The sequence below is a fragment of the Peptoniphilus timonensis JC401 genome, assembly GCF_000312025.1.
Lineage (GTDB): Bacteria > Bacillota > Clostridia > Tissierellales > Peptoniphilaceae > Peptoniphilus_A > Peptoniphilus_A timonensis.
Genome location: NZ_HE978598.1, coordinates 81,202 through 90,444, shown reverse-complemented (window position 1 = coordinate 90,444; position 9,243 = coordinate 81,202). Strand labels below are relative to the sequence as shown.

At 32.9% G+C, this 9,243-nt stretch carries 8 protein-coding genes and 1 pseudogene; 7 read left to right on the top strand and 2 right to left on the bottom strand.

The window, feature by feature from the left end; genetic code table 11:
* Nucleotides 1–64: 64 nt before the first annotated feature.
* Nucleotides 65–1,459 (bottom strand): beta-Ala-His dipeptidase, encoded by a 1,395-nt coding sequence (gene pepD / locus HGPT_RS08600; RefSeq protein WP_019139442.1) that lies wholly within the window; start codon nt 1,457–1,459, stop codon nt 65–67.
* A 7-nt stretch (nt 1,460–1,466) separates the two neighbouring features.
* Nucleotides 1,467–2,694: pseudogene (tyrS, locus tag HGPT_RS08595) on the bottom strand (tyrosine--tRNA ligase).
* 201 nt (nt 2,695–2,895) lie between these two features.
* Between tyrS and HGPT_RS08590 the strand changes: the two are divergent.
* From HGPT_RS08590 to HGPT_RS08560, 7 genes are all read left to right on the top strand, one after another.
* Nucleotides 2,896–4,116 carry an NAD(P)H-hydrate dehydratase gene (locus HGPT_RS08590; protein WP_019139441.1) on the top strand — a complete coding sequence of 407 codons (1,221 nt, stop codon included), beginning with the start codon at nt 2,896–2,898 and terminating at the stop codon, nt 4,114–4,116.
* Between the two features lie 88 nt (nt 4,117–4,204).
* Nucleotides 4,205–4,462 (top strand): hypothetical protein, encoded by a 258-nt coding sequence (locus HGPT_RS08585; RefSeq protein ID WP_019139440.1) that lies wholly within the window; start codon nt 4,205–4,207, stop codon nt 4,460–4,462.
* Nucleotides 4,463–4,472: 10 nt separating this feature from the next.
* Nucleotides 4,473–4,742 (top strand): hypothetical protein, encoded by a 270-nt coding sequence (locus HGPT_RS08580; RefSeq protein WP_019139439.1) that lies wholly within the window; start codon nt 4,473–4,475, stop codon nt 4,740–4,742.
* Between the two features lie 123 nt (nt 4,743–4,865).
* Nucleotides 4,866–5,210: a type II toxin-antitoxin system PemK/MazF family toxin gene (locus tag HGPT_RS08575; protein WP_019139438.1), complete on the top strand. Its 345-nt coding sequence runs from the start codon at nt 4,866–4,868 to the stop codon at nt 5,208–5,210.
* 178 nt (nt 5,211–5,388) lie between these two features.
* Nucleotides 5,389–6,141: a WecB/TagA/CpsF family glycosyltransferase gene (locus HGPT_RS08570; RefSeq protein ID WP_019139437.1), complete on the top strand. Its 753-nt coding sequence runs from the start codon at nt 5,389–5,391 to the stop codon at nt 6,139–6,141.
* Between the two features lie 11 nt (nt 6,142–6,152).
* On the top strand, nt 6,153–8,102 hold the full coding sequence (tkt, locus tag HGPT_RS08565) for a transketolase (protein ID WP_019139436.1): 1,950 nt from the start codon (nt 6,153–6,155) through the stop codon (nt 8,100–8,102).
* Between the two features lie 167 nt (nt 8,103–8,269).
* A complete protein-coding gene (locus HGPT_RS08560) occupies nt 8,270–9,175 on the top strand; it encodes a DMT family transporter (protein ID WP_019139435.1) in 906 nt (301 codons plus the stop codon).
* Nucleotides 9,176–9,243: the final 68 nt, after the last annotated feature.

Sequence of the window (9,243 nt, the reverse complement as noted above, 5' to 3'; positions counted from 1 at the left end):
AGAGCCCTTTTTTTGTAAAGTAAAAATGGCTGCCTCTTGACAGCCATAAATTTTTATAATAATTTTATTTAATTTCTTTTAAAACTTTCTTTAAGTGTTCATAAACTCTATTAGTTGATGAAATTGAAAGAGTTTCTTTTTGAGAGTGGGCACCAGTGATATTTGGTCCAATGGAAACAATGTCAAGTTCTCTATTTTTTGTGAAGAAAACTCCGCATTCAAGTCCACCGTGAGTAAATTCTTCTTCCATAGAAGTTCCACTAAGTTCTTTATAAATTCTTTCTACAAGTTCTCTAAAGTCAGATTCTTCTCTGTATTCCCATTCAGGATATGGATTTATAAATTCAGCTTCTGCGCCGTAATTTTTTACAATGTCTAGATAAATATTTCCAAATTCTTCTGAAAGAGAAGAGCTTGCAAATCTAAGGGAAACGAAAACTTCTATTGCATCATTAACTTTTTTTGCAATTGCAAGATTTGATGAAGATTCCAATACTTTTTTCTCTTCATTAATGAAAGTGTGTGGTCCAGTTGGAAGTTCAAGTAAATATTTTGCAAGTTTTTCAGTGGATTCTGCTGTTAGAACTCTTCCCTGGTGAGAAGTTTTTTCACACTCAATAGTAAGTTCACCAGCAACATCCTTGAATTTTTCTTTTACAAATTTTATTGCTTCATCAAGAGATTTTTCATCAGCAACAAGACTTACTTTTCCCTCTCTAGGTATTGCATTTTGCTTTGTTCCACAGTCTATATCAATTAATTTTGCATTATCAACTTTATTTAAGATTTCTGCAATTACTTTAATCATATTGCCCCTGTTGTTGGCAATTTCCATACCAGAGTGTCCACCTAAAAATCCGTGAAGATTGATTTTAAAGGCATCGCCAGAATAATCTTCTTCTTGGAATTTAAATTTAGATTTAAGAAGTTTTCCACCTGCAGATGAAACTGTTAGTATTCCTTCTTCTTCTGAGTCAATATTGATTAAATATTTACCTTCAAGGTATTTTGCATCAAGGTCTTTTGCCCCGTGCATGTCAGTTTCTTCTGATACAGTTACAATAATTTTAAGAGGTCCATGTTCTTCTTCAGCAAGGGCAAGTGACATGGCAACACCAATACCATCATCGGCACCAAGTGTTGTGTCGTTGGCGTGAAGAAAGTCTCCTTCAGTGATTAATTCTATTGGATCAGTTTCAAAATTGTGTTTTGAATCTTTTCCCTTTTCACAAACCATGTCCATGTGACCTTGTAAAATTACCTTTGGTTTATCTTCCATGCCCTTTGTAGCAGGAACTTCCATTATAATATTTAGGCTTTCATCTTGGACAACTTCGTAACCTTTTTCTTCTCCAAATTTTTTTAGAAAATCAGAAACTTCTTTTTCATTGCCAGATTCTCTTGGAATTTGTGATAATTTTTCAAAATAATCAAATACTTTTTTTGTTTCTAAATTCATATTAACCTCACTTTATAATAACTTTGTGGTAAACTTTTTTACCCTTTCTTATGATAATTTCTCCATCTTTAAAGTCGTCTATTGTAAGTTCAAGTTTAGGATCAGCAATTTTTTCATCATCAATAGAAACTCCACCTTGATTTATAAGTCTTCTTCCTTCAGAGTTTGTTTTTATAAGTCCAAGTTTTGTCATAAGATTTAAAATTCCAACAGGTTCTTGGAACTTTTCCTTGTCAAATTCTGTTGCAGGAATATCTTCAGATGCCTTGTCGCCACCAAAAAGTGAATGGGATGCATCGAGAGCAGCCTTTGCAGCTTCTTCGCCGTGAATATCTTTTACAACTTCGTAAGCAAGCACTTCTTTTGCCTTATTTATTTCTGCACCTTCCAATTTTTCGTATTCAGCAATTTTATCTAGAGGAAGCATAGTAAGAAGCTTCATAAATTTAATTACATCTCTATCGTCACAGTTTCTTAGGTATTGGAACATTTCGTATGGAGTGGTTTTCTTTGGATCAAGCCAAATTGCTCCAGCCATTGTTTTACCCATTTTTTATACCAGCAGCAGTTGTTAGAAGTTTAAAAGTCATGGCATAAACTTTGTCGTTTTCAAGTTTTCTAACAAGTTCATAACCACCAAGGATATTTGACCATTGATCTGATCCTCCCACTTCTAATTTACAGTGGTGCTTTCTATATAAATATAAGAAGTCGTAAGATTGCATTAACATATAAGAAAATTCAAAGAAAGTTAGTCCTTGTTCCATTCTGTTTTTGTAGCAATCGAATTGTAACATCCTGTTTACAGAGAAGTGAACACCAATTTCTCTTACAAATTCTAAGAAATTTAATTTTAAAAGCCAATCAGCATTGTTTTCAATATAACCCTTGCCATCAGAAAAATCTAAGAAATTAGAAATTTGTTCTTTAAATCTGGAAGCATTGTAGTTTATAGTTTCTCTATCCATAAGAGTTCTCATGTCGCTTTTGCCAGATGGATCTCCAATAGTTGTAGTTCCACCACCAAGTAGCGCTATTGGAATGTGACCTGCATTTTGCATGTGTTGCATTACCCTAATTTGGATAAAGTGACCAAGAGTTAGAGAATCGGCTGTTGCATCAAAACCAACATAAAAAGTAACGGCTTCTTTGCCAAGCATTTCTCTTAGCTCATCTTCATAGGTACATTGATCTAAGTAACCTCTCTCGCTTAAAATATCATATACATTTTCCATAAATTCCTCCAAAAAAATAAAAAGGGCCCCAGGAACGAAAGGACGCATTCGTGGTACCACCTTTCTTCGCCGAGGCCTCAAAGATTAAAAAGACTCCAATATTGTAATTCAGCTTTCGCCTACTGTATATCTTCAACGTCAAATATTCATACTATTTATGATATAATAATCGAAAATAAAAAAAATGTCAATGGTGATAGCATGCTTGGTATAGATATAGTTGAAGTAAATCGAATAAAAAAGTTAATGGATAAAAATGAAAACTTTCTAAATAAAGTTTTTAACGAAGATGAAATAGAAAGAATAAAAAAAAGAAAAGTCCCCTATGAAAGAGCAGCAGGGATTTTTGCAGCAAAAGAAGCAATTGCAAAAGCTTGCGCTAAGGGATTTGGAGAGCTAGCTTTTAAAGATATAAAAATAAAATATATAGGAGATATTCCTTATGGGGAAGTTTTTGCAAAAAAATTTGAACTTTCTATTAGTCATGAGAGAAATTATGCAGTAGCTGTTGCGAGATTATGTGGAGAAAAAATTGTGGAAAAAGAAATAAGTATAGATAGAGAAATGAAGTCCCTTTGGAAAAATAGAGATGATTTTGGACACAAGGGAGATTTTGGAAAAATTGGAATTATTGGTGGATCTATGGGCATGACTGGTTCTTCTTTTTTATCCTCAAATGCTTCTATAAAAGCAGGAGCTGGTCTTGTCTATAATATTGTGCCAAGAGAAATTTTTGAAATAATGTCCATAAAATTTGTTGAGCCAATAGCAAAAAGCTTTGATGATTTAAATGAAATGGAGGAATTTTTAAAGGGACTTGACACAATTGCCATGGGACCAGGCATGGGTCTTGGTGCTTATGCAAAAGAAGTATTTGAAAGGACAATAAAAATAGATAAAAAACTTTTAATAGACGCAGATGGACTAAATCTTTTGTCCAAAAAATTAAATTTATTGGAAGAAAGAAAGGATTTTTCAACAATACTTACTCCTCATGAAGGTGAATTTGCAAGATTAAGTGGCTTATCCCTAGATGAAATAAAAAATAATCGTGAAAAACTTGCAGTGGAATTTGCCAAAAAACACAAGATAATATTAGTTCTAAAGGGTCATGAAACAATAGTTACAGATGGAGAAAATATTTATATAAATGAAACTGGAAACTCTGGCATGGCAACAGGTGGATCAGGGGATGTCTTGACTGGAATAATTTCTGCATTTATGAAAAATTATAGTCTTTATGACGCAGCAAGACTTGGAGTTTATGTTCATGGACTTTCTGGAGATATTTATGCAGACAAAAATTCTAAGACAAGTTTGAGGGCCAGAGACTTAATAGAAAACCTAAGCACAGTATTTAAAAATTTTGAAAAAAATAAATTTGTTTTTTTTTTGATTTATAATAAAATTAAAGTAAGGTAACCCGAGCTCTGATTAAATATTTACATGTAAATATTAAAAGAATCGAAAATTAATTTATTATAAAAGTGAAGGTAGATGAAGAAATTTTATGAAATCATATCCATTTAAAGTCCATGCCTTTTGGCAGATCCTAAACATTTTTGTCCTAATTACAATGTCAGAGTCTGTCAAAAATCATAGAGATCCAATAATTGTAGCCTTGCCCGGTTTGTTGGCTCTTGTTTTAAATTTGATTTGGATAAAAAAAGAAAGAGACAATTGGAGCAAGGGATACAAGATAGCCATGGGTATTTATGTAGTAGTTTTAATTTTATTTACAATTAGTATGGTTAGGATGTCAATGTAAGGGAGTTATTATGTTTAAAAATAGAAAAATACTTTTTATAATTTTATTTGCCCTAGATATTTTTTATACATATCTTGCACTCACTGGAGTGGCAGAATTTTTTCACAGGTTTAGAGGGCCAATCTATGTACAAGTTCTTTGGTTTGTAGTAGTTTTTGCACCGGCAATTGTTCACTACCTACCAGGAGGAACAAAATATAATTTAAAGGAAACAATGAAATATACCATTCCTTTATTTGTTATGATTGCAATAAATTTTGTAATGCCAATGTACTTGTAATAAATTTATTAAAAATAATTGCATTCTAAATGAAAATAACAAGAAGAAATGTGATAGAATAGTATAAAGGTTGCTCATAGATCAATCTTTTAAATCTCTCTCTCGCCTTAAAAGGTGAATATTATGATGATAAAAAGAGGGGACATATTCTATGCCGACCTGTCTCCAGTCATTGGATCTGAACAGGGAGGAGTAAGGCCCGTAGTTGTTGTTCAAAATGACATTGGAAACAAGTATTCGCCTACTATAATTGTAGCTGCAATAACATCTCAACTTAACAAGGCGAAGTTACCAACCCATGTTAATGTAAAAGCTAAAGACGTTCCACTGCCAAAGAATTCTGTAATTCTTCTAGAGCAGCTTAGGACAATCGACAAAAAAAGGTTGAGAGAGAAAATCGGTAGGTTCGACAAGGATGTTATGCAAGAGGTGGATGCGGCAATAAGAGTTAGCTTGGCGATAAAATAATTGAGCAACATACATATTGACTATCTCGCAAGAGGTAGTCTTTTTTTGTAATTATTTTTAAATAAAATAAGGTCAATATTATTTTTTAATTTTATATATCCGCTTTTTTAGATTTTATGGGATATTTCTATATAGAAATGGAGTTGTCTATGTGATAAACTTATTATCGGAGAGATTTATGGAAAAAGTAAAGATTTTTGGAGTTGAAATTTTTAATATTGATAATTCTCAGTGTGAGAAGATTTTAAGAGAATTTTTACATGGAGATTCTCTTAAAAAGATTTATACACCTAATACAGAAATTGTAATGGCTGCCAAGAGAGATGAGGATTTAAAAAATCTTGTGAACTCTGGTGATTTAGTCCTTGCAGATGGTATTGGCTTAATCTATGCATCTAAAATGAGAAATAAACCCTTAAAGGAAAGAGTCACAGGTTACGATACTTCTATTAAATTACTTGAGCTTGCTGATGAAATGGGTCTTAATTTATATTTCTTAGGTGGCAAGGAAGGTGTTGCAAGAGATGCAGCAAAAGCTGTTAATGAAAAGTATAAGAATCTCACAGTGAAGGGATTTCACAATGGTTATTTCAATTCCAAGCTAGATGGAGAAAAATCTAGCGAAGAAGAAAAGATAATTGAAGAAATAAATTCTAAGGATATTGATATTGTCTTTGTTGGTTTTGGCTTTCCTCGTCAGGAAAAGTGGATTGATGCTTGGAAAGACGATTTAAAGGCAAAAGTTATTATTGGAAATGGTGGAGTCTTAGATATTTTATCGGGAAGAGCAAATAGAGCGCCTGATATTTTTATTAAGCTTGGTCTTGAATGGCTTTATAGGCTTATAAAAAATCCTTCTAGGATAAAAAGGCAAATTGATTTGCCAAAATTTTTGTTGGCTGTAATGAAAGATAAAAATTCAATTGAGTGAGGAGTGGAATTTTGAATATCGAAAATAAAGCGGTTAATACTATAAGAATGCTGTCTGTTGACCAAATTGAAAATGCTAATTCAGGTCACCCAGGTTTACCTCTTGGTGCGGCACCAATGGCATATTCTCTTTTTAAGAATCATTTAGTGAGAGATTCTAAAGATTTAGATTGGAAAAATAGGGATAGATTTATCCTTTCTGCAGGACATGGTTCGGCTCTTTTATATTCACTTTTTTACCTATTTGATTATGGTTTAAGTCTTGACGATTTAAAAAACTTTAGACAACTTGACTCTAAGACACCAGGTCACCCAGAGTTTGGACATACAAAAGGTGTTGAAGCAACAACTGGACCTCTTGGTCAAGGTATAGCAATGGCAGTGGGTATGGCTATTGCAGAAGAAAAACTTGCTGCACTTTATAATAAAGAAGATTTAAAACTAGTTGATCACTATACTTATGCTCTAGTGGGTGATGGATGCCTAATGGAAGGTATTTCTAACGAAGCATCATCTCTTGCTGGCACATTAAAATTAAATAAGCTAATTGTGCTTTATGATTCAAATAAGATTTCCATTGAAGGCTCAACTGATCTTGCCTTCTCAGAAAATGTTCGTCAAAGATATGAAGCTCTTGGTTGGGACACTTTCTTAGTAGAAGATGGAAATAATCTAGAAGAAATAAATAAAAAAATTGAAGAAGCGAAAAAATCAGAAAGACCTGCTCTTATAGAAGTTAAGACAAAAATAGGCTATGGATCACCAAGAGAAGACTCTGCCAAGGCTCATGGCGAACCTCTTGGAAAGGAAGACAGAAAATCAACTCGTGAATTCTTTGAACTTCCAGATGAAGACTTTTATATTTCAGAAGATGTAAAAGAACACTTCAAAAATTTAGTTGAAGAAAACACAAGAAAAGCCAATGAAAAGAAAAAAATCGAAGAAGAATATAAAAAGAAATATCCTCAAGAATATGAAGATTATTTAAAGTCTTTTAAAAGAGAAAAGAAAGAATTGCTAGAAGAATCTTACTACGATTCCTTTACAAAAGACATGGCAACTCGTGCCATTTCTGGAGAAGTTTTAAATAAAATTGCAAAAGATAACATCCACATATTTGGAGGATCAGCAGATCTTGGTCCATCAAATAAGACTATGTTAAAGGGAGAAGAATATTTCTCAGCTGACAATAGATCTGGCAGAAACTTAACTTTTGGTGTTCGTGAAAATGCCATGGGTGCAATTACAAATGGAATGCTTCTTCACGGAGGATTAAGAACTTATGCAGCTACATTCTTAGTTTTCAGCGACTACTTAAAACCAACAATTAGACTTGCAGCTCTTATGAATATTCCTAATGTTTATATCTTCACTCACGACTCCATTGGAGTTGGAGAAGATGGTCCAACACACGAACCTATTGAACATCTTGCAATGTTAAGATCTATCCCTGGAGTAATAGTTTTAAGACCTGCCGATGGACGTGAAACTGCAGCAGCCCTAAACCTTGCCTTTAATTCAAAGAACACACCAATTGTTCTTGCACTATCAAGACAAAATCTTCCACAACTTGAAAACTCATCAAGAGAAGTAAATAAGGGTGCTTATATAATTAAAAAAGAAGAAGGAGAACTGGAAAAAATTGTAATAGCAACAGGTTCAGAAGTTTCTCTTGCACTAGAAGCAGCAGAAGGACTAAAGGGAGTGCGTGTAGTTTCAATGCCTTCTATGGAACTTTTCGATGCACAATCTTCTGAATACAAGGAAAAGATTCTTCCATCAAATATAACAAAGAGAATTTCCCTTGAAGCACTTTCTTCCTTTGGATGGCACAAATACATTGGCATGAAGGGTATGGCAATATCAATTGATACCTTTGGTGCTAGTGGAAAGGGATCAGAAGTCTTTGAAAGATTTGGATTTACCAAAGAAAATATAAAAAGAAAAATTCAAGAATTTTAATAGAATATAGAAGAGGAGGGCGACCTCCTTTTTTAATATAAATTTTTATTTGCAGTTTTAGATTTGAATTTTTTAAAATTTTAATGACTTATAATAAATTTTAGGACATCAATAGTTTGGATAATTATTTTTATAATATATAAAATTTACTAGATTGGAGGGTAGGAATGAAACTTATAAAAGAAAAGAAATGGGCAATAGTCTTTTCACTATTGGCAATGTTACTTTGGGGATCTGCTATTCCTCTTATTAAACTAACCTATATTCATGCCAATATCTTGCCAGACGATCCAGGTGGGAAAATTTTTATTGCAGGAATAAGGTTTTTTATGGGAGGACTTTTGACCTTCATCTATTTTTTTCTTTTCAACAAGGAAGAAGTGAAGAGGGAAAATGTAAATTTTAAATTTATTTTAATTATTGGATTGTTGCAGACATGTTTGCAGTATGGTTTTTACTATATTGGACTCTCCAACACTTTGGGGTCTCTTACTGCAGTTATTCAGTCGTCAAATGCTTTTATCACAGTTTTGTTTTCCGTTCTCTTAATTAGTGATGAGAAACTTACTAAGATAAAGGTCGTAGCCTTACTTGTTGGTTCAATTGGTTTACTTATAACAAATTTAAACTCACAGGGAAGCTTTCACTTTAAGTTTACTGGCGAAGGTTTTGTCTTAATTGCCCAAACAGTTAATGCCCTATCTAGCGTCCTCATAAGAAAGTATGCTAGGAACTTAAATGGATTTCTTCTAACTGGTTCACAATTTTCCCTTGGAGCTTTGCCACTTATAATTATTGGGGCATTGACAAAGACTTCTACTGTAAACTACGACTTCCTTTTATTCTTAATGTTATCTTATGGAGCTTTTATATCAGCAACGGCCTTCACAACTTGGACCTTTGTCCTTCAAAATCACAGCTCCAGTGAGTTTGGAATTTACAAACTATTTATTCCAATTTTTGGGACAATTTTATCTATTCTTGTACTTGGAGAAGAGCTAACTATGAATATAATCTTGGGATTATTTTTCGTTCTTTTTGGGGCAATAATTTTAAACAAAAAAATCTTATAAATAGGGGGCAAAGCCCTCTTTTTTTATGCCATTTAAATGCAAAAGTAAAAGTATAAATGTTATAATGA